The organism is Candidatus Formimonas warabiya (genome assembly GCF_002777255.1).
In the GTDB taxonomy this organism is placed as follows: Bacteria; Bacillota; Dehalobacteriia; order Dehalobacteriales; family Dehalobacteriaceae; genus Formimonas; species Formimonas warabiya.
Window position 1 is genome coordinate 2998201 of record NZ_CP017634.1, and the last position, 21174, is coordinate 3019374.

Annotated in this window: 19 protein-coding genes; 3 read left to right on the top strand and 16 right to left on the bottom strand. The window is 45.6% G+C overall.

Annotated features, from left to right (window positions below; translation table 11 throughout):
* Nucleotides 1-19: 19 nt before the first annotated feature.
* Both DCMF_RS13860 and DCMF_RS13865 read right to left on the bottom strand, forming a co-directional pair.
* Entirely contained in the window at nt 20-757 is a 738-nt protein-coding gene (locus DCMF_RS13860; RefSeq protein ID WP_148137906.1) for a metallophosphoesterase, read from the bottom strand.
* Nucleotides 758-850: 93 nt separating this feature from the next.
* Nucleotides 851-1114: a DUF1294 domain-containing protein gene (locus DCMF_RS13865; RefSeq protein WP_148134966.1), complete on the bottom strand. Its 264-nt coding sequence runs from the start codon at nt 1112-1114 to the stop codon at nt 851-853.
* Nucleotides 1115-1200: 86 nt separating this feature from the next.
* Between DCMF_RS13865 and DCMF_RS13870 the strand changes: the two genes are divergently transcribed.
* The gene (locus DCMF_RS13870) at nt 1201-1398 is read left to right on the top strand and encodes a DUF378 domain-containing protein (protein ID WP_148134967.1); all 198 of its coding nucleotides are present in this window, start codon (nt 1201-1203) and stop codon (nt 1396-1398) included.
* Nucleotides 1399-1447: 49 nt separating this feature from the next.
* On the opposite strand, the gene pduL is transcribed toward DCMF_RS13870, so the two are convergent.
* The 14 genes from pduL to DCMF_RS13945 all read right to left on the bottom strand — a co-directional run bounded on the left by pduL (nt 1448) and on the right by DCMF_RS13945 (nt 18580).
* Nucleotides 1448-2056 (bottom strand): phosphate propanoyltransferase, encoded by a 609-nt coding sequence (gene pduL / locus DCMF_RS13875; protein ID WP_148134968.1) that lies wholly within the window; start codon nt 2054-2056, stop codon nt 1448-1450.
* Nucleotides 2057-2259: 203 nt separating this feature from the next.
* Nucleotides 2260-4005, bottom strand: a complete 1746-nt coding sequence (locus DCMF_RS13880; RefSeq protein ID WP_148134969.1) for a B12-binding domain-containing radical SAM protein — start codon at nt 4003-4005, stop codon at nt 2260-2262.
* Between the two features lie 27 nt (nt 4006-4032).
* Nucleotides 4033-5220 (bottom strand): SAM-dependent methyltransferase, encoded by a 1188-nt coding sequence (locus DCMF_RS13885; protein WP_148134970.1) that lies wholly within the window; start codon nt 5218-5220, stop codon nt 4033-4035.
* Between the two features lie 258 nt (nt 5221-5478).
* Nucleotides 5479-6345, bottom strand: coding sequence for a DegV family protein (locus tag DCMF_RS13890; protein WP_148134971.1), 867 nt, complete (start codon nt 6343-6345; stop codon nt 5479-5481).
* A gap of 207 nt (nt 6346-6552) precedes the next feature.
* On the bottom strand, nt 6553-7554 hold the full coding sequence (locus tag DCMF_RS13895) for an inorganic phosphate transporter (RefSeq protein ID WP_148134972.1): 1002 nt from the start codon (nt 7552-7554) through the stop codon (nt 6553-6555).
* Nucleotides 7547-8173, bottom strand: coding sequence for a DUF47 domain-containing protein (locus tag DCMF_RS13900; RefSeq protein ID WP_148134973.1), 627 nt, complete (start codon nt 8171-8173; stop codon nt 7547-7549). Before DCMF_RS13900 ends, DCMF_RS13895 begins: the two co-directional genes overlap by 8 nt.
* Before the next feature lie 117 nt (nt 8174-8290).
* On the bottom strand, nt 8291-8884 hold the full coding sequence (locus DCMF_RS13905) for a DUF3786 domain-containing protein (RefSeq protein WP_148134974.1): 594 nt from the start codon (nt 8882-8884) through the stop codon (nt 8291-8293).
* Between the two features lie 46 nt (nt 8885-8930).
* Nucleotides 8931-9398, bottom strand: coding sequence for a PPC domain-containing DNA-binding protein (locus DCMF_RS13910; protein ID WP_214659339.1), 468 nt, complete (start codon nt 9396-9398; stop codon nt 8931-8933).
* 813 nt (nt 9399-10211) lie between these two features.
* Nucleotides 10212-11348: a stalk domain-containing protein gene (locus tag DCMF_RS13920; protein WP_148134977.1), complete on the bottom strand. Its 1137-nt coding sequence runs from the start codon at nt 11346-11348 to the stop codon at nt 10212-10214.
* 62 nt (nt 11349-11410) lie between these two features.
* Entirely contained in the window at nt 11411-13177 is a 1767-nt protein-coding gene (locus DCMF_RS13925) for a dockerin type I domain-containing protein (protein WP_214659340.1), read from the bottom strand.
* Nucleotides 13178-14169: 992 nt separating this feature from the next.
* Nucleotides 14170-14499 carry an AzlD domain-containing protein gene (locus DCMF_RS13930; RefSeq protein ID WP_148134979.1) on the bottom strand — a complete coding sequence of 110 codons (330 nt, stop codon included), beginning with the start codon at nt 14497-14499 and terminating at the stop codon, nt 14170-14172.
* Nucleotides 14489-15217: an AzlC family ABC transporter permease gene (locus tag DCMF_RS13935; RefSeq protein ID WP_148134980.1), complete on the bottom strand. Its 729-nt coding sequence runs from the start codon at nt 15215-15217 to the stop codon at nt 14489-14491. The genes DCMF_RS13930 and DCMF_RS13935 overlap by 11 nt, the downstream gene beginning before the upstream one ends.
* 28 nt (nt 15218-15245) lie before the next feature.
* On the bottom strand, nt 15246-16760 hold the full coding sequence (gene pdxR / locus DCMF_RS13940) for a MocR-like pyridoxine biosynthesis transcription factor PdxR (RefSeq protein ID WP_148134981.1): 1515 nt from the start codon (nt 16758-16760) through the stop codon (nt 15246-15248).
* A gap of 248 nt (nt 16761-17008) precedes the next feature.
* Nucleotides 17009-18580: an L-lactate permease gene (locus tag DCMF_RS13945; protein ID WP_148134982.1), complete on the bottom strand. Its 1572-nt coding sequence runs from the start codon at nt 18578-18580 to the stop codon at nt 17009-17011.
* Between the two features lie 219 nt (nt 18581-18799).
* Between DCMF_RS13945 and DCMF_RS29255 the strand changes: the two genes are divergently transcribed.
* A complete protein-coding gene (locus DCMF_RS29255) occupies nt 18800-18961 on the top strand; it encodes a hypothetical protein (RefSeq protein ID WP_214659341.1) in 162 nt (53 codons plus the stop codon).
* An 81-nt stretch (nt 18962-19042) separates the two neighbouring features.
* Complete coding sequence (locus tag DCMF_RS13950; protein ID WP_148134983.1) at nt 19043-21115, top strand: DNA topoisomerase III; 2073 nt, start codon at nt 19043-19045, stop codon at nt 21113-21115.
* Nucleotides 21116-21174: the final 59 nt, after the last annotated feature.

Below are 21174 nucleotides of genomic sequence, written 5' to 3' on the forward strand. Positions count from 1 at the left end.
ATTTTCATCGTCCATTGTCCTAGACATCCGGCACCTGGCCGATTAATTTCGGCGTAAAATCTAAGTAATCTGCACTCACGAGAGAAAACCCGATGTGCCATTTTTCCTCAGGAAGCCTGAGGTGGTAGGCCCCCTGGTGCAGGTGGCCGTATACGCAAAGTTTGACCTGATACCGCTCCATCAGCTCGATAAAACCGTTCCATTCATGTCGATCGTTAGACGGCATAAAATGCATCATCACATAAATGCTCTCCATCTTGGGAGGAAGGGAGTTTAAAGACATTTCCAGGCGCTTTATTTCTCTCTGGTATACCTTCTGATCATGGTCGGTAAATTCCGTATGATTCGGGCATATCCAGCCCCTGGTGCCGCAGATGGCGGTAGCGCCGAAACAAATACTATCGTTCTGGAGGGCGAAAACATTTCCCGGCAAGGCTTCACGCACCCGGGAAATACTTCCCCACCAATAATCATGATTGCCTTGAATCAAGATAATGTTTCCGGGGAGGTCGCCCAAGAACGCCAAATCATAGGACGCATCCGGCAAGGTCATGGCCCAGGAAATATCTCCCGGTACCAATACCAGGTCGTCGCCTTTAACAGTATTTATCCAGGCGTCGAATATTTTTTCAAAATGATGATGCCAATGGGCGCCGAAAACATCCATGGGCTTATGCTGCACCACACCATCCCACTCCGGCGGCACCACAGGCCGGCAAAAAGACAAATGCAAATCACCAATGGCAAAAATTCTCACCCTGTTCACCTACAAGCAAAAAGATCTGCGGCCCTCTTCATAAAATAAGGCCTATTCATATTATAACAGTTTATGCGCCGATAAAACCTTTCCTCAGGGAATTAATAACCAGACTATGACCAGATGGGCTAAAATAGCGAAAGAAAAAACCGCCTTGAAATACCAGCGTTTGGTTTTATGATGAAATAATGCCATGCCGCTTGCCGTGCCGATGGCTCCACCCGCCAATCCCGTGAACAGCAAAGCCCGTTCGGAAATCCTCCACTGCTTTCGCCTGGCCTGTCTCTTGTCCCAGCCCATCATCATAAAGCCCATAGCATTGATAAAAACATAATAGGGAATGAGAAATTTAATCATTTTTGCTCCTTTTTCCCATACTTTGAATATATTCTTCCTAAATTTGGCATAATACGGATGATTAAAAAAGTAAGGAGGTAGCTTCCTTGGACAAAATTGCCCTTATATTGGTTATTATTGGTGCTCTGAACTGGGGCCTGATTGGCCTATTCGGCTTCGACCTGGTGGCCACCATTTTTGGCGGCCAATCAGCCTTCATCAGCCGGATCGTCTATTCCTTGGTGGGATTGGCAGGTTTGTATGCCATTACCCTTTTGTTCAGAGAAAGAACGGAAGTTAAGTAAAGAAAAGCGCCTGGACGGCGCTTTTCTTTACTTAATATTTTCTGTACTCCTAATCTCTGTTGACAATGTAAGCGAAATCCCCGTTTTTTACCAAAGCTGCATTGGCTTCGTCGGTATCCAAATGGAAATCCAATTTCATCGTATCTCCCACTCGGGCGGTGACATCATAGAAGCAAACAGTCTTTCCGCCTTTCACCAATAAATCAATTTTTTCCCCATCTTCAATGCCGAATCTTTCCGCCTCCGTGGTATGAAAATGAACATGGGTTTTGGCAAGAATACATCCTTCATTGATAATCAGGGGCCCTTTCGGACCAATAATAATACATCCGGGAGTTCCTTTTACGTCCCCAGATTCTCGCAAAGGAGCATTAATCCCCAATTGGCGGGCATCTGTCTGGCTTAATTCCACTTGCGTCTGCTTTCGGGCCGGTCCCAGGATGCGCATGCCCTGGAGCACTCCTTTAGGACCGACAATGGTCACCGTTTCTTTGCAGGCAAACTGGCCGGGTTGAGAGAGATCCTTCAAGCTCTGCAATTCATAACCCTCACCAAACAAAGCCACAATGTGCTCTTCGGTTAAATGGAGATGACGGTTGGAAATCCCGAGCGGAACAGCCCATTTTTCATTTGGTTCACAATTGTTTCCACAGCACATAAAAAAACACCTCCAGGTAAAACTTTGTACGTTTAGACGCTGTACTTTTCAGAACAATTATAACAGGGTATGGCACGAATAACAACGCCAATTGGCCCGGGGTACGGAAGTTGGATTTTTGAGAATATTCTCAAAAACAAAAATATCTTTATTCTCGTTATGGATTGGCAGCGTAAAACTAGCCGCAACAGAGAATGATTGTTTTAATTGATCGGGATGATCGAAGGATATTGGATCCTCCCCTTCATCCCGGAGTAATCAAAAAGCAGGGTACTTTCTCCTTCTTCAATCCCTATGATCCTATCCTTTTGAAAAGAAAACCGGTGCTGGAACCGATGCACAGCGATGAATTTATTGATTTCTTTCATGGTGCTCCCCAGGTGCTGGGGAAGATATCTCTCCCGCATTTGCCGATCCCGTAAAAAATCCGTGGATCCTGCCCCGGACTTGCCCAGCAACCAGGCGGGCAATCTGTTTCTCATTTCCGACACCAGCCAATCAAGCTTGATCAGGTCTAAAATAACCGGCTCTGCGCGCCGGGGCAAAATTCCGATCAAAAAAGAAAAGAGCATCTTGGCGCGCATTTCCGCCCCCAGTTTTTTTTCCTGCCCGTTTTGCGCCAAATACTCGGCAAAATACCTGTAAAAAGCAAAAGGCTCCGCGGAAAAATTGTTTATTGCGTAGGTAAGCGTATGCCCATATTTCCCCGAATTATAGTATTGCTCCAAAACTTCTTCGATATTTCTCAGCTGGAGCATTTCTTCAAAGGATAAGGCCTCTGTTTTCAGCACTTCATAAGGAGGATGGTCCCGGTAAATAAGACCGAATTCCTCCGCCTGCTTTCTTAATCCCGAGCCTTTGAGCAATTTGAGAAACCCCAGCTGCAGTTGGTGGGGGCCTAAAGTGTAAACATCATTAAAAGACTTTTCGAAAGAGAACAGGTTCTCCCCGGGCAGTCCGGCAATCAGATCCAGATGGAGATGCACATTGCCCGCTTTTTTTAATTGATGCACAGAAGCCTGAACCTGAGCAAAATCCATCTCCCTTTGGATTGTTTTCAGCACCTGCCGGTTCGTGGACTGAACCCCGATTTCCACCTGAAAATATCCGGGGGGCGCTTGTCCCAGTAAAGCAATGATTTCTTCATCCAATAAATCCGCGGCAATTTCAAAATGAAAATTAAGGTCCCTGTCTTGATAGGCCAGTAAAAAGGTTAAAAGATCTTTCGTCCGGCTTTTATGGCAGTTAAATGTCCGATCCACAAACTTCACCTGCCGGATCCCGGACCGGATCAGCTTCTCCAGGTCCTTTTTCACCCGGTCCAGGGAAAAATACCTGACGCCGGGAATGGTGGAGGACAAACAATATTGACAACGGAAAGGGCAGCCCCGGCTGGATTCGTAATATACAATCTTATGGGCAAACTGGGCCAAGTCATCTGCCGCGTAGGGAAAAGGAATCCTGTCCAGTTCCTTGATTAAACTTCGCGCCGGGTTAGGAAAAACGGCCTGATCTTTGCGCCAGACTAAGCCGGCGGTATGCGCCAAAGAGAGCTCCTGCTCCCGGCATTGAACCAGCTCAAAAAAAGTCTCTTCTCCCTCACCCACGACAATACAATCCACAAAGGAGTGATTTGCCATCATTTCCTCAGCGTCGAAAGAGACCTCAGGTCCCCCTAACACAATAAAAACTTGCGGGCAAACCTTTTTCAGCACCTGACAAATTTCCAAAGTGGGCCTGATGTTCCAGATATAGCAGGAAAAGCCGATCAGGTCCGCTTTTTCCCGGTAAATTTCCCCTGCAATATCCAGCACCGGTTCATTAATGGAATACTCCCGGACCGTAAAATCATGGGTATGGGAAAGGGGTGCGCAAAAGCTCTTTAAGTAATAGATGGATAGGGAGGTATGAATATATTTGGCATTAAGAGAAGTGAGCAGAATCTTCATGAGCGCCCCCGGTTCATCCAGAATGTTTTAGTGATATAAATAATCCCGCGTTAAGGCCAAGCTATTATTTAACCCTTTAGAAAAAAGGATTTGGTGAATATCCAGCCCGCTGCTCCGAAAGGAAGCCGCACAGGAATTCAAATAGAGCCGCCACATTTTCACGAAACGGTCCCCGTATTTGTTCCTGACCGTATCGACATTTTTTTCAAAATTCCTTGCCCAATGATCCAATGTTTGGGCATAATGGAGCCGCAAGCTTTCCACGTCGATCAAATGATAGTCATAATCGGGAAGCAGGGAAATTAATTGCCGGATGGAAGGAATATAGCCCCCCGGAAAGATATACTTTTGAATCCACTTATTGCAGGGTCCCTCAATTTGTCCGGTAATACAGTGTAAAAGGGATAACCCGCCGGGCGTTAATAGTTTGCTTACTGCTTCATAGTATTTTGGCAAATTAGCATAACCCACATGTTCTACCATCCCCACACTGACCACCTTGTCAAATTTTTTCCCTCTTTCTCCTAAGGTGCGATAGTCGGCCACTTCAACCCCCACCTGTCCGGTAAGCCCCAGTTCCTCAATCCGTTCCTTCGTCTTCTTGTATTGTTCTTCGCTCAAGGTGATGCCAAAGGATTGCACCCTATACTGCTGGGCGGCCCGAATAATCAGCCAGCCCCACCCGCTGCCAATGTCCAGAAGGGTCTCTCCCGGCTTCAGCTGAAGTTTTTTCAGCGTATGATCAATTTTTTGAAGCTGGGCCTGGTAAAGGGAATCCTGGGCAGACTTAAAGTAAGCGCAGGAATAGCTCAATGTCTCATCCAGCCACAATTCATAAAAATCATTGCCCAGGTCATAGTGGTGCTGAATGTCCTTTTTCTGCTGCGTGATGGAGGTAGATGACTTCTCCCGGGAAAAGAGGTTTTTTATTCCTTTAAAGGATTTTTTGGACATGAGCAGATCCCCGCCCTGATAAGCCGTCTCGATGATCTCCTGAATGTCCCCCTCAAAATCAATGATCCCGTCCATATAAGCTTCTCCCAAGGCCAGGGAAATATCCTTTAAAAGCTTACTTTTGGGGATTGGTTGATAAAAAATAATCTTAAACCGGGGCTTTCCCGTACCATAATTCTCTACCGTACCATCCCAGTATTGAACGGAAAAGGCCTTACCCGTCATTTTTCCCAATATGTTATGTAAAAAAAATTTTTCCATACCACAACCTCCTTTCGGCCCAGATCATAGTACTCTCCTTACAAATAGGCCGGATGTCAATCTATTAGTTACATTATAATGGGATAAACATCCGATGACTACCAATTGAAGGGCCATATTACTTTATCTTCCATTGTATGAGGGTATTTTATTCATTTTCCCGGAACTAAACCGATTATTTCTTTTGTTTTTTCCTCTTCACGCTTTTTTTTGATTATTTTCACAAAAAAACTGCCCCTAAGGCAGTTTTCCATCCATCTAGCGCTGCGTCCCCAGAAAAAACACCGCTAAAGTTCCCGGCCCGGAATGGGCGCCGATCACCGGTCCCACATGATTGATCAGGAAACCCTTCACAGGTATTCTTTCCTGAATCGCTTCCTGCAAGGAAAAGGCATCCTCCGGACAATCCCCATGGCTGATGCCGATAATTTGGTTTTCCGGATCGACAATTCTTTCTGCCGCCATGTCAGCCAGGGTTTTGATGGACTTTTTCCGTCCCCGTACTTTCATCACCGGAATCAGCCTTCCTGCATCATCCACATGCAAGATGGGTTTAATATTGAGCACCGTGCCCACAAAAGCTGCCGCCCCGGAAACCCTGCCCCCTCTTCTCAAATGCTCCAGGTCCTCCACGGTGAACCAGTGATTCATTCTCAGCTTGTTGTTTTCTACCCAATCCACAATCTCTTCTTTAGAGGCACCCTGGTGCAGCATTTCCAGCGCATAATGAAGAATTAAGCCTTCGCCCAGGGAGGCGCTTTTTGTATCGATCACAGTGATCTCCCTTTCCGGATACTGCTCCAAGACCATCTTTCTCGCCGCCACAGCATTGGTAAAGGTGCTGCTTAAAGCAGATGAAAAAGAGAGAAAAACCAGGTCGGCACCTTGCTGTACATATTTTGTAAAGATCTCCGTAAAGGTATGTATGTTCACCTGAGACGTGGTGGGCATTTCTCCGGCGCGCAACCCGTTATAAAAGCTTTGATAAGACATCCCGGTACCGAAATCATCAAAATATTCCTTTCCCTGAAAAAGATACAAATAATGAACAATGGGAATTTCATGTTGATGAATATAATTGGCCGGAAGATCGCTGCATGAATCCCCGATAATCACCGTTTTCATCAGTCCGTTCTCCTTTTAAGGTTATAAGGTCAGGGGACACACCATGTCCCTAATTATGGAATATTACTTTCTCATTTTATGCCAATATTTATCTAAAATCAACTGTCTATGACCGGAGTCCCGCGGGATCGAGCTACTCCCGGAAGGGAATCCAGGGTTGGCAAAGTCCTATAAGCGCAAAAAATGCGACCCAGAGGTCGCGGCTGATTAAAAAATGAGCTTAATTAAATAAGAAATAATTCCGGAGATGGTTGCCGTAATAGGAATGGTGAGAACCCATGCCCAGACAATATTTTTCGCCACCACCCAACGGACGCAGGACAACCTTTTCGCCGCCCCGACTCCCATAATTGAGCTGGATATGATATGGGTTGTGCTTACGGGAGAATGGAACATCGTAGCGGTAAAGATCACTGCGGCAGCACCTGTTTCGGCAGCAAACCCGTTTACCGGAGCCAGGCGGGCCATATTCATTCCCATGGTCTTAATGATCTTCCAGCCGCCCACAGAAGTACCTGCCGCCATCACCAGGGCACATGCCACTTTGACCCAAAGGGGCACCTCAAACTGGGGAATTAACCCTCCACTTAGCAAAGCCATGGTGATAATCCCCATAGACTTTTGGGCATCATTCCCCCCATGGTTTAAAGCCATTAAGGCGGCTGAGAAAATTTGGGCCTTGGAAAAAACTTTCGTCACAGTAACCGGGCGAACGGATCTTAAGATTCTGTTTAAAAGAGTCATCAAAATAAATCCGGCGGCAAATCCGATACAGGGTGATAAAATTAACCACAACAAGACCTTGTCAAAAAAATTACTCCAATGGACAATGGAAAGGGACCCTTTAAAGGCAATGGCGGAACCCAGTAGTCCCCCGATCAGGGCATGAGAACTACTGCTGGGCAATCCGAAGTACCAGGTGATCAGATTCCAAGTGATGGCTCCCAATAATGTGGCGATCACCACGGTTTGAGGAATACTGCCGGGGTTTACAATATCCGCCCCCACCGTTTTTGCTACTTTTACACTGATAAAAGCGCCAAGAAAGTTTAAAGAGGCGGCCATCATGATGGCTGCCGCCGGTGAAAGGACCCGGGTAGACACCGAAGTAGCGATGGAGTTTGCCGTATCATGAAAACCGTTAATAAAATCAAAGGTAAGTGCTAAACCTACCACAACGATGGTAATCCACAAAGTTGCATCAAGCATGCTTCATTACGACCCCTTCAACGGTATTTGCCACATCTTCACAGGCATCCAAAATATTTTCCAGGTGTTCATAGATTTCCCGCCACTTAATCACATCAAGTATCGGTATGGCCGTATCACTGAACAGCTTCCGGATCGCTTTCCGGTAGATAGCGTCCACCTCTTCTTCCAACCTGTTTATTTCCACAATCACCGGGAGCAGTTTATGGCCCTTCTTCACTACCTTAAAAGCCTGCATTAATTCAATCACCTGCTCCGTACCTTTCAAGACCAAATCGCTCAGGGTTTTTGCCTCCGGAGTGGCCTTATGCACATTAAACATGACAAATCTACTGGCCGTCGCCTCGATATAGTCGGCAATATCATCCATCTGCTTCCCAATGGTATAGATATCCTCCCGGTCAATGGGCGTGAGAAAAGTTTTATTCAGTTCTGTAAAAATCTCATGTAAAGTATGGTCGCATTTCACTTCCGTATCTTTAATCGCTTTTAATTTCTCTTCCGCATGATCCAGATCATACACAAAATCCTTTAACATTTCCGAAGACTTATGAATATTTTCGGCAAACAAAATAAATAAATCATAGAACTTATCTTCCTTCGCAGAAAACTTAAACATTTATTGCCCCTCCCTAGATTGCACTTTAAGCCACATATAGCATACTATAATTCACATAAAATTAAAATAAAAAAAATAATTCCATAACAATTTTAAGAAAATTTTCACAAACCTGATTTACGAAATCAACAGTCGCCGGGAGACACAAATGCCCAGCATGTACAAAGTTGCTGTAGGCAAATGACAACTGACGTTACCGTCAAATAGGATATTAGCCCGGGCAGGAAACCCCTCATCCTTTTCCCACAGCATCAACATCAAAGAAATTTTGGGAAAGACGCCCATTTCAAAAGCCGCATCCCCTCCTTGAACAGGAACACCCCCCAGCTTCTCTGCCGCTTTCCGAAATAGGTCCAAATTTGCGCCGAATTTCTGTGCTAAGGGCTCAATTGCTTCTTTCATAAATGGGTGATAGTGATGCTGTCCTTCCGGAAGTTCCAAAAAAGAAAGCCACCTGGCGGGCAGATGGGCGATGCCACAGCTTTCCGCTAGATATTGTAAAATAATCACCTTTTCTTCAAACCATAAATCATCCGGTATCATTTCTCCCGTATCCCAGTTGACAGCAAGGGGAATGTTTAGATAATTAAGCTTCAGGAAAGGCGTTTCCCACCTGGAAGAGGACAAATCTGCCATCACATGAGGCTTTTTATTGCGGAATTTTTTTAATGAGTCATCAAAAGCATCCTGGTATTGACGTCTTCCATTCATTACGGAGCACCCCTTTCTTTAAATACTAAAACTGCTCGTACTCCTTTCACTTCGCATGATTATTGTCATTCTGATTTAAATCCAGCATCACAAATCCCGACTCTTGATCCAAAATCCTTTCGCCACTGGTTCCATTAATCTCATAGATGACAGCTTCCGCATAACACCAAACAGAGCTCCCTTCCCGCAAACAACCGGCTAGGGTATGTCCCGCCCTGCCCATGGCCCCATGTATATGAAGAATAGGCCTGCCTTCAGAATTAGGTGCGATCAAACCGGCCGCAAGCATTTCATGAACCCCGTCCATGGGGATCATCATCGGCTGAGGAGGCCTTTCCCCGCCATCCTTAGGACCCATCGCCACATCCCCCTTCTCCAGGCAGCCAATTACCGTCACCCATCCGAATTTTATTCCTTTTTGCTGAGCAAGTTGTTCAATACAGGTAGGGATAACCTCATCATCCTCCAAACGCAAAATAAAAATTCTCCCTATCCTTCCTTCCGAGACCTGCATAACGCGCCTCCTTAAGACTGATTCTCCTGTCATAGTATCGCCCTATTAAGCGTTTGGCAAGCCCCTGCCTAAATAATATCAAAGACCTTAGGAGCTTGCTTTGCCTTTTTGCTCCCAGAAGGCTTAGGGTAACAGTGGACATCAGTAAGTAAGTACATAAAATAATCTTAAGCAGCATGATTTATCTTTATTATCACAAAAAAAGCAGATCAAAGCGATCTGCCTTTCAACAAAAAATTTTCCCGAATTGAGCTTTGGAGAACCTATTTTACCGTTCCCAGGGGCAACACAGTTTTACCATACACTTCATTAATCAACCATGGATTATTATCTTTTCTCCTCTTAATCTTTGACTGGTTTTATGGTAAATTGGGGTAAATCTAGTTTCTTCAGCACTTCAGGAATAACAAATAATTTCCATTGGTAAAGGGTATATTCTCCCTTTGAAAGCTCCACTTTTTGACCGCCTAAAGAAAGGCTGTACTTTTGAACAGACCCCATCCGTAAGTCTTTCGTTTTCTCTATATCAATGCTAATTTTTAGCGGGGCCATTAAAGGTCGGACCGGAATCAATTCCTGGTTGTCTCTAATAAACACGAAAGGAAGAGAAACTTTTTGTTTTAACTAATTATTGTTTTTATTTTTTTATACTAAAATTCTTTGATTAGGTTTGAAAATTTGTTCTATCCCGCATACAAGAAGCTGTTCATACCTTTTCAGGGCTGTGAAAAACAAGGGGACGAGGTACAGCTTTAGCTTAATCATAGTCTAAAGCAGCAACCCGTCCCTCTGACACTTTCCTTCACTCTGCACTTACTGTTGGGAAGTATTGGTTAATGGATATTGATATATTTTATCATCTCTCTGCAAATTGGAATTATTTTTAAAGTAGAGTACATTATTTTTTGCCTCTATGAACTTGAGATGATCACCATCACCATAGTAAGGAACTTCATTTGTTTCCACATCCTTTTGTTCTAGTTCACTTAAAAGTTCTTTATACAACAAAACCTTTTCTTTTGTTTTTAGATTGATTAACATCAAAATCCCTGTCTGGTTAGGTCTGATTAAGACATAATCTTCTTCCATCCATTCTATAAAATAATCATCGTCTTGACCACCCAATGCCACCAGATCAAAAGTTTTTTCGATCTCGTTTGTATCATCATTGACTAAATAGGCCTTTTTGCCATCCGTCATCACAACATATTCCCGGTAAAATTTTATGTTTTGCTTAAACCAGATATAGTAATGGACCATTGTTCTTTGAGCAATTTTGTTGTCGCTCAGGTAAACGGCGTAAACTATGTTGTTATAGCCGGGTTCTCCAAAATTGTCAGTTACAGTCAGGAGTACATTTCCTTTTGGGGTCTGTTCGGCAGACATATATCCCATGCCTATAATACTAAGCTGCAATTGCCCGATTTTTTGGAGCATCGCGGTATTTTTCAAAAGGTACAGATCCCCGCTTTTAGTATTCAGCCAGTATTCGCAATCATTTAATGCGCTTTTCAAATAGTTGTGCTCCCGATAGATGGAAACCAACTTAGGTTCTTTTTGCCATTCTACCCTTGCTTCTAGCACTTCAGAAATAAATCGAATTGGTGCCAAGGTTCTTCCGTTTTTTATCGTTACCGGCATGTCCAGTTTTACTTCCCGGTCACCCTTGTAGACAATTGGGCTGTCGACAAACAATTTTACCGTATTGTTTGTATCGATAATTGTTACCATTCTTTTTAATGGATCCCAAGCGGCTTCTTTTCCCAAAGCCTCAACCATAGGCCGAAGGGGGACCAACACGCGGCCTTGCTCCAACACAGGGGGCACGTCAAAGTTCATACTTTCACCATCCAAAAGCACTTTAACCGGCTGGTCCGCCAGTGCCCCTGCCGGCAAAAGCACTGTTAGTAGGATTATAACAGCCAGCGCAGCCAAACAGTGTTTATTCATGAGCAAAACCTCCTTGCAAGAAAAACAATGTTTCTGACTCTTAAAAGATGTTACTCAGTAGCTTATTTCGGCTCTGTGATAATCTTACCGTTTTCACCGGAAATTGTAGTATCATACCCTTCTACACCATTTACCCTGACTTCAGTTAATGCTAAATCTGTTTCACCTTCTGCTACAAGTTCAAAGGTAATTCGGGCCAATTCTCCGGTACCGCTAATACCTGTGCCACTAGCAAAGACTAATATAATGTTACCTTCTGCACAATGATCTAAATTGGCCGCTGTTAAAAATCCCTCCAACAAAGGTCCAAATTCTACGCTCTGAGGAATGGCTATGGAGGGGTCATACACCAATTTAAACATACCACCGGCTAACCCGGAAATATTCTCTCCGGTAATAGGCAACTGCACCAAATCTCCCGCCTTTCCTGTTACTTGCCCGGCAACAATACTACCGAAAACTGTCGTCTGCTTAGGATCTCCCATTCCTTGTTTCGAGGATGTTTGAACCGGGAATACATCAATTGTTCCGGCCCAATATTGCATAATTAAAGTAGCATCAGCGGAGGTTATTTCGCTGTCACCATTTACATCTCCAAGCAGCTTTTGCCAGTCCTCAAGAGGTGTTTGCCCTGACTCATATAGTAAAACGTATGTTGAATCGACCGGAGAAACTTGACAGTCTCCATTGACGTCCCCATAGTCCGAATAGGGTATTACTCCACATTTGATCCAGACTTTTTCATTTGCCGGGTCTGTGTAATTAACCAGCACATTCTCACCCTTAAATCCACCGCTATCGGCCGATGAAGTGGTATTATTCGTCATCAGTACTACAGAGCCTAAAGATGTACCAATTTTTACATTTGCCCATTTCGCGTTACGCAAAAAAGAGCCTGTAGTTAAATCCTGATGATCGAAGGTTTGAGCAATAGACGTTACTCTTTTCACTTGCATTCCTACTCCGTCAGACCTAAATTCGTACGATTCCGGAACGTTCACAACCGCGGTATGGTTGGAAGGATTCCCATATTTATCGACACCGGAGACGGCTAAAGCAAACTGGTTATCACAAGGCGTGTAATATTTAAAATCTACCGTTGTCCCCATTTTAAAGTTTCCCAGGTCTTTAGGTTGTGCCCAACCAACATTAGGATTATCATCTGGGTTGGGGTTAATAAACATTCCCCACGTTTCGGAAGTATAATTCAAAAGTAACCCTGCATCCACCTTACCCGCACTCGTGTTAGCGCCTGAATAAATATGTAATGTATCACCTTTAGCGTTGTCTGTGTTTACAAATGCTTCACCAGAATATTTATCCGGTAAATAAATTTGGGCCGTAAGACAGGAAAAACCTGTTGTAGAGCTAATTCTACGATAGGGACCGCTTTTAATATTGGGTAATTCATTAGCCGGGTGGTTCCATCCCCATGATGGCGCTGATGTTATGACTGCCGGAGCATCTGCATCATCCATTGATATTTCCCCCGTTGTTGCTGACGATATTTCCTTTTCAGGCGTATCGGTTTGGGTCGTGAACCATCTTATCAATTTGCCGTCTTTCCCAAGCAGGTCAGAATTTCTTTTTTTGAACTCTTCGATTAATTCCAAACGATTAGCCAGAATAGAACCATCTAGATCAATAAAAAGGACATTTTCCCTGTCTTCCTTAGCCAGGTTTTTCATGACGTTTTCCATTTTGATTTGATCCTCAAGGGAAAGCCTGTTATCGATAAAATCGGCTTTTTCTGCGTCTTTTGCGCCAGCCGGGATGCTCAGCAGAGTGAAGAACACTAAAACCACTAGTAAAAACATTTTTCTTAACATTGTGTTTCCTCCTCCAACTATATTTTTTAGCTTAAAGAAATTGATAATAAAGCTAAGGCATAAAGCAGCTAAAGTACACAGCAGTTTTTTCATGTTTAACCGACCATACCTCTCTTTCTGGCACAGCCATTTCGCAGCCTCTGGTCACCTCTTCTCAGGTTAATATAGGGTTTTTTATACTGCATTCACTTTTGTTGGTCATATCTTCTGTCCAAACTCTTTTTGCATTACCCTGCTTTCATCATCCTCACCTCCCCAGGAGATATAACAATCTCTATTTCATAACAGCTTTGCATAAAAACAAAAAAGCACCATTCATTAATGCTGCCTCCATCTTTGGTCATAATAAGTATTTTTACCTTTTAAAAGAGCTAATTAAATTCTTTATTCGATATATGTAAAATTTTTCCTTCTATTTTACTTAAATTTTTTATTATTTTTACATCCAGACTTAGGATTCAGTTATTGACACTTTTGATTATTATCTTGTTTAGCAAGTCCTCTGACTTCCGGTGTTTCGGATAGTATTAATTTAATCCTCAGTTAACACTTAGTTTAGTTTTTGAGCTATAAAGAAATAAAGCGCGAGGTCGCGCTTTTTGGGGGTTTAGTCGTTGGTTATTGTAAATTATTATAATGATTGTAATTATATGGAATCATGGTAATTATTCTCCTATCACAACAACTAGTTCAACACACTTTTATCAAGGCCGGAAATTACCACCTGGGACACTAATACTCCTTTGTCGGTTAATCACTTCAACTCTGGCTTTCACAGCAGATTTTACAGCACCGATCTCTCTGGCCAACAAAACAAAACTTTCCCCCCATCCCCTTGGCCAGCCTGATTTCGATCAACTCCACCTTACCGCTTTTTACAGCCATATCACAGACTAGAGGAGAGAGGCTTGTCTGCTAGAGGTGACATTTTGTAACGATAATTGAACTACTTTTAGAGTGACATTTTCAAAAGTTATTAACATAAGGTACTCTTAAAAAAAGGGCCCCAAATATGTAATCAATATCACAGCGCCCATCCCGGCGACCACAGAAGCAAGCATGCTCTTGCTAAAGTAGGCTGTTAATACGGTGATAATGGAAGCAATGATAGTTCTGTTGGCCAGGGAAAAATGGAGTTCCCCCTGATCGATAAAAATTAAAGGCACAATGAGGGCGGTCAATACGGCCGGGGCAATGTACCCCATGAATCTGACCAGTTTTTTTGGTAAATCCTTTTTTCCGGCCAGAAGCATCAGAGGAAACCTGGTAGCATAGGTTGCCAAGGCTGCGCCGGCGATAATCAGGACTATTTCATGAACCACTTTTTGCCACCTCCCGGCAGGTAGAACTTAGCCTTTTCTCTCGGAATGTCTCGGCCAGGTATCCGGCTATGCTGGCTCCTAAAGCGGCAATGAGGATATACCATTTGCCCGGGATGAAAAGACAACCCAGGACAGACAAAAATGACGCTACGATCACCGTAACCACGACGGGAAAATCTTTCACCATGGGCACCAGCATGCCGATAAAAGCTGCCACAAAGGCGAAATCAAAAGCATAACTCCATTGGAGGGGAATGATATTTCCCCCGAAGTAGCCGGCCAAACCTGCCCCGCCCCAAAACAGATAAATATTGAAACCGCTCCCCAAGAAGTACCAGGGGGAAGGAGGATTATTCTGAAAATAGGTATAAGATACGGCATAACTTTCATCCGTCAAAAAGAAAGCATTCAACAGTTTGATGCGGTGGGAAATTCCCTTTAAATACGGGGACACGGAAGCTGCCATGAGATAGTGCCGAAGATTAATAATAAAAACGGTAAATATCACGGAGATTGGGTTGCATCCCTGGGCAATCATTTGCACAGCTGCTATCTGGGAGGCTCCGGCGAAAACCAAAAGGGACATGGCCGCCACTGTCCATGCGGAAAGCCCGGTTTTCTGACTTAATACGCCATAAACGACCCCATACAGGGCCACACTGATGCCAACCGGTAGAGTGTCTACAAATCCTTTTATGAATTCAGGTCCTTTTTTCATTACGTCTCTCCTTTCCCGGATCCGTCTGCTAGACAATAGGTTTCATCTGGTTCTTGATTCCCTTTCTTTTTGTTTTGTTTTCCTGCAAAGTTTCGTTCAGGGCGGATATGAATTGTTTCACCCCGGCTCTGATTTTTTCCGGTTTGGAAAAAGTGAAATTAAGCCGGATATAATTTCCCGGGGGTGATCCGGTGAAAAAAACGTCTCCCGGCACAAAAGCCACACCCCGGTCCGCACATTTTGTCAACAATTTGGATAGCACTGTGTTCTCCGGCAGCCGGCACCACAAATAATATCCCCCTTTCGGTTCATTCCAATAGGTTTCAGGCGGCGCCCACCTTGTTAATTCTTCCAGCATCACATTGCGGCGCAAAGCATACTCCCGGCGCACTTGGTCCAGGTGCCGGTCCAGCAATCCTTCCTTTAAAAACGCATCAATCAAGTATTGGGCCAAACTGTTCGGATGCAGGTCTACCATTTGTTTGATCAGGGCAAGTTTATGCACCACCGGAGGAGGGGCTGCCAGCCACCCTACCCGCAGCCCGGGAAAAAGCATTTTGGAGAACGTGCTGAGATAGATGACATAACCCCGGGTATCCAGGGCCTTCAGAGAAGGCAACCCCTGGTCTTCATACCGAAGTTCTCCGTAAGGATCATCTTCCAGAACAGGGACCTGGTATTTATAGGCCAGCTCCAAAAGCCGGCCTCTCCTTTGCAAACTCATCACAGCACCTGATGGGTTTTGAAAGGTGGGCAGCGTATAGATAAACTTAGGCTTGTATTTGATGAGCATAGGCTCCAACAATTCCACCTGCATGCCGTTTTGATCCACAGGGATTTCCCTTACTCTGGCTCCCGCAGCCTGAAAGGCCTGAATAGCAGAGAAAAAGGAGGGCTCTTCCACGATTACCGCATCTCCGGGGTCGAGAAAGGCCCGGACCAACAGGTCCAGCCCCTGCTGAGATCCGGAAAGAATCAGGATCTCTTCCGGAGATAGGGATACCCCCCGGGCACCCATAAATGTGCTGATGGATTCTCTAAAAAAATAGCAACCCTCAGTGGGCGTATGCAGAAAAGCCGCGGGACCATAGCTTTGGGTCACCCGGCGATAGATTTTCTGAAAAATCTCCAAAGGAAACAACTCCGGGGCTGCCATACCCGCCGCAAAAGAAATCACATTTTCCCGGCCGACGATCTCCATTAAGTCCCGGAGCAGAGGCTCTTTGATCGAAGCAACATAACCGCTGAATAACTGATGCCAGGGCAAGGCAGCCGGGGAAGAAAATGAAAAGGGCTCGGGGGGTTTGGGGGAAAGCACCACTGTCCCCTGCCCAATATGGGAATCGATCAAGGCATCTGCTTTTAATTCCCTGTACGCATTTAACACCGTACTGCGATTAATGCCCAGCATCTCTGCCAGTTTACGCTCCGGGGGAAGACGAAACCCGGGAGGCAGGAGACCCGAGAGCACCTGATCCTTGATTTGATTTCTGATTTGCAGATATACAGGAACGGAACTGCCTTTGTCAATGGAAATCTTCATACATCCTTCATTCCTTTCCTAACCATAAATCGTCTAATCCATTTGCCTATTGGCCTCATCCAATTTTGATTATATCAGCCCCATTTAGGAAATAAAACAGCCAATTGGCATATTCTATAACCATCCAATTGTGGGCCAAAGGGCCCCATTTGCAGGTTACGCCCTTGGGGCCTGAGGAAAAATAAAACAGACCCGATCACCGAGTCTGTTTTAACTTTATGATGAATTTTACTTTGCCCTGGACCAGTTTATGCCAGTATGAAACAGATCACGGCGGTAACGGCAGTAATGACGAGAGAAACGACAAAGGCCGTCTTAATCACTGTTGTCTCCTGGCCCAGCGCATCAATGGTCGCTGCGGCATTCTGAAGCTTGGCGGGGGAAATAACACTGGCCAGCCCGCCTCCAATAGCTGTAGCTGCCGCCACGGTAAGAGAATTTACGCCCAGTAAATCTGAAGTCATCAAATTGTATTTGGCGAACATAGCCACGGTGGAAGCTTCACTGCCGCTGATAAAGCCGCCAAACAGCCCTAAAGGCGCCGCAATCAAGGGATACAGGCTGCCGATGGCCGCCGCCGATCCTTGGGCCAGAATCCAAATCATATTGTGGCTGGATTCTACCACCTGCCATTTTCCGGCCACATTCTCCAGACCGGTGTTGTTCATCACAAAACCGATGGCAAAAAATATTGCTGCCGCAAAACCGGGGCGCAGGGCTCGTTTCCACCATTTCGTCACCGTATATTTTACCTGCTTGCCGCTGGGTCTGAGAAAGACCGCTGCCGCAATGGTCGTGATCAAAACCCAGGTGTAGGCGTTCCAAAGCATTCTGGTCTTAATCACCTGACCGGGAATCACGGAAACAGCCATTTCCATTTTGGTAAAGAAAAAGTCCTTTAAAGGCGGGTAGAAATTGATAATAAACAAGGTTACGACTAAAATAATCCAGGGGGAAAGGGCAGTAAACAAAGACATTTCTTTTTCCACCTTTAAATCATCTGCCGTTAACTGGCTTTTATCGATAATTGGTTTGCCCAATATCTTCAGGTAAAGCAGCATCACAAGAATGGTGCAGGCTCCGGCAACCACTCCCGTAAGCACCACCCCGGAGCTTAAAAAAGGAATATACCCCATGGCCACCGCCGCTCCGCCGTTCGTCAAACCGGCAATGAGACAAGGGATGAATCCCTCTTTCATTAATTTGCTTCCCCCCACGATCCAAAGCATCCCAAAACCAATCAGGGTAGAAATAACCGGCAGGTAGGCGGCAAAAACTTGAGCCGCCTGAGTTAAGGGTACCCCGGTCATATCCGAGTATACCACCAAAGGAGCACCCAACAAAGAAAAGGTGCATAACGCATCAAAACCCAGGGCGGGCAGGGCAATCGCTACAAAAGTAGAATAACCCAGGGCGATCAAAACGGGCGGTAAAACCGATACCGGCGTTGCTCCCACGGAAACAAGGAGGGTGCCTGCCCCCACGTTGATCAGCATAATTTGCACCGCCTTATCGGCAGAAGACAGGGTTTTGACAAAAACCACGATCCTTTTTATGGCACCGGTAGCTTCCATAAAAGTAATTTGTAAAATAGAGGCTAAAACCATCAAAGAAACCGGAAAAGAAGAGATGAGACCGGCTAAGCTGGCCCGCAGGCCCACTTCCACAGAGGTATGAAAAAACAGAATTGCGATTAGAAGGGTGCACAACCATCCTATCGTACCACTTAAATCTGCCGCCAACTGCTTCCATGTCATAAGCAATAAGATCACAACGATTGGAAGCAGCGTTAAAATAATTGATAGCGCCACTACTACCATCCTCCCATCCTACACATAATTTAGTTGTTTTTATTTTACTCCTTTTTGGGCGTAATAGAGAATTATTCGTCATCATGGCCCAAAAACCTTCTGCTATCCTGAAAAATTTTTCAGTAAAATCTGTTAAAAAGCGCTCTATTCCCGGTCCGTTGTTGTCCTGTCCCCTAATCCTTATATCTGTGATATAATAGGGGGAAGATACGTTGAGGAGGTAATAGTATGACCAGTAAGACCCTGGAAATTATGCAAAAAATCATTGAGGATAAAAAGAAAAAGAGTGCTTCCCAGGGAAGCATGAAGCGTAGTCCGGATACTCTCGGCAACGCACAGCCTGGAATCAAAAAGAAGAAACCCAAAAAAGGCGGCATGTTTGACAAATAGTGCAGGTAAGGCACCCTTAACAACTTCGCAAATTGACAATGGTCAATTGCCAATTCACCTGGGAAAGGAATAATCGTGTCCATGAAAAAGCTTGTTCTCGCGGAAAAGCCCAGTGTCGCCCGGGAAATCGCCCGGGTGTTAAAGTGCACCGGCAAAAATAAAGGGTTCATGGAAGGTCCGGACTATGTGGTCACCTGGGCCCTCGGCCATCTGGTCACCCTGGCGGAACCAGATGATTATCAGGATAAATACAAAGAGTGGCGGCTGGAGGACTTGCCCATGATCCCGGAAAAAATGAAACTAAAAGTAATCCGGCAGACCGCCCATCAATTTCAGGTTGTCCGGAACTTAATGAAACGCAGCGATGTTCCTGAATTGATTATCGCCACAGACGCCGGCCGGGAAGGGGAACTGGTGGCCCGGTGGATTATGGAATTGGCCAACTGGAAAAAACCTTTTAAGCGGCTTTGGATTTCCTCCCAAACGGATCAGGCCATCCGGGAAGGCTTCGCCAGCTTAAAACCCGGTGCCGAGTACAACAACCTGTACGACGCGGCCGTTTGCCGGGCGGAAGCGGACTGGCTGATCGGTCTGAATGTGACCCGGGCTTTAACCTGTAAATTTAATGCCCAGCTCAATGCCGGCCGGGTGCAGACCCCTACCCTGGCCATGATGGTGCAGCGGGAAGATGAGATTAGGCACTTCGTTCCGGTAAACTACTGGACGATCCGGGCTGATTTCGGCGACTACTTCGGGGATTGGCGGGACAAGTCGGGGAAAAACCGCCTCTTCCATCTCCCTGAAGCAGAAGAAATTGCCCGCCGGGTAGAGGGAAAGTCCGGCGTGATCCAGGAAATCAAGAAGGAAAACAAAACGGAGCCCTCCCCCCTGGCCTACGATTTGACTGAATTGCAAAGGGATGCCAACCGGCGCTATGGATTCTCCGCCCAAAAAACCCTTTCGGTTCTGCAAAACCTGTACGAGCAGCATAAGCTGGTCACCTATCCCCGGACGGATTCCCGGTATATTACCCGGGATATGATCCCTACACTGCCCATCCGGCTGAAAAGCATTGCCGTGGGCCCGTACGCCAAATTAGTTAAACCCTTGCTGGAAAAGGAACTGCTGACCACCAAGCGTTTTGTAGACGACAGTAGAGTATCCGACCACCATGCCATTATTCCTACGGAACAGCCTTTAAATTTATCCGCCCTGAGCGGTGAGGAAAAAAGTCTTTACGACCTGATCGTCAAAAGGTTTCTTTCCGTGCTTTATCCTCCTTACCGTTATGAACAGATTACCCTGATTACGGAAGTAAACGGGGAGACCTTTTTTTCCCGGGGAAGAGTAGTCACAGACCAGGGCTGGAGGGCAGTAGGTACCGGCAGCGGGGAAAAGGACGAACCGGATGAGGATATGATCCCGGAACAAACCCTCACCCAACCCAAAAAAGGAGAGCACAAACCGGTAAAAAAGTGTCTCATTAAAAAATCCCAGACCAAACCGCCTGCCCGGTATACCGAGGCCACCCTGCTTACCGCCATGGAAAGCCCGGGTAAATTCATCGAAGATGAAGAACTGCGCGAAGCAGTAAAAGGAAGCGGCTTGGGCACCCCGGCCACCCGGGCGGAAATCATAGAAAAATTGCTTCACACCAGTTACATCGAACGGCATGGCAAGGAATTGGTCCCCACCTCTAAGGGCATGCAGCTAATCAAACTGGTCGTCCCGGATTTAAGATCCCCCGAGCTCACCGCCAAATGGGAACAGTACCTGGCCGATATTGCCCGGGGCAAAGGGAAAAAGGATCAATTCATCTCCGGCATCAGAGAGAACACGGTGGAATTGGTTAAGAGCATTGTTGCCGATACGGACAGCGTGTACAAGGCAGACAATATCTCGAAAACCAAGTGTCCCCTGTGTGGCAAATTGATGCTGGTGGTGAACGGCAAAAAGGGCAGAATGCTCTCCTGCCCGGACCGCAAATGTGGGCACCGGCAGCCGGAAAAGGAAGAAGCCTTCGGAAACTTCCGAAGTTCCCGAAAAGCCAGTGCCGTCAACCAGAAATTAATTGCCCGGTTCAGTGACCAGGGTTCCCTGGGAAACAGCCTGGGAGACGCCTGGAAAGAGGCTCTGGCCAAAAAAGATAAATAGCCAAAAAGAGACCCAAGTGTCTGTGACCCCACCACTTGGGTCTCTTTTTGGCCCGGGTT